This is a genomic window from Acinetobacter seohaensis (assembly GCF_056431365.1).
Genome location: NZ_JBWKMK010000002.1, coordinates 1 through 869 on the forward strand (window position 1 = coordinate 1; position 869 = coordinate 869).

The following is an 869-nucleotide window of genomic DNA, read 5'->3' on the forward strand; positions in this document are numbered from 1 at the left end:
GAAAAATCAGGCTCGATCAAATATGTGGAATCACAACTCACTAATGCAAATGCACGGATAGCTGAATTAGAAAAACAGATTACAATGCAAAAAGACAAGTAACTGACGATGAAGGCTGACATGCTCCATTAAATCACCGGTTTAGTACGGAGTATGTCAACGCTCTTTGGGGGTTACATCATTCAAATTGCTAATTCGCTATGACTGCCTAAGCGAACTAATTTCAAAATTAGTAGTTCACCTTCTTCTGTTTTCTTATAGATTAAAACGAGATCAGGTTTGATATGGCAATCACGATGACCTACCTAATTACTGACCAAAGCATGGTCACGATACTTTTAAGGCAAGGCTTCATCAGCTTGCAATAATTCTAAAACAGTTTGTAGTTCAGCATCTAATGTATTTCGATGCTGCCCTTTTTTCTCACGTTTATAGTCTTTCTTGAATGCTGATGTGTACTTAATCGTCCGCATTTAGATCAGCCATCAAATCTTTAACAGAAGTGAAGCTCTTTACTTTGCTTAGATCTTCTTCCATTGCAGCAATGGTTTCAGGATTGGGCTGCCAAATTTCAAAAGGCAGAGCCTTTTCTTTCGCTACCTTGGTTAACAGCAAGCGAACTGCATCTGAGACAGTTAAGCCCATTGTTGCAAGAACTTCTGTTGCTTCATGCTTAATGTTTTCGTTAATGCGAGTAGTGACTAGTGCNCCACCATTATGTTAATTTTAGAAAACCTTAAATTAACCCCAGTTACGGATAAGCCAAAGATTTAATCACATGAATTTTAGGCTTATTCTTTTGGCAAAGTTGATACGCACATAGTGAAGAAAATACGCCTGCTAAAAAACCAGCAATCGAACGATGTTTA

The 869-nt window shown here is 37.9% G+C and carries 3 pseudogenes; all 3 read right to left on the reverse strand.

The features are described 5' to 3' along the window. Positions 1–182 precede the first annotated feature (182 nt). Positions 183–473 (reverse strand): annotated as a pseudogene (locus AC07E5_RS00150) (type II toxin-antitoxin system YafQ family toxin). Beyond that, positions 460–693, reverse strand: a pseudogene (locus tag AC07E5_RS00155) (type II toxin-antitoxin system RelB/DinJ family antitoxin); the annotation flags it as partial. The pseudogenes AC07E5_RS00155 and AC07E5_RS00150, both read right to left, overlap by 14 nt. Positions 694–751: 58 nt before the next feature. Then, positions 752–869 (reverse strand): annotated as a pseudogene (locus AC07E5_RS00160) (IS982 family transposase); the annotation flags it as partial.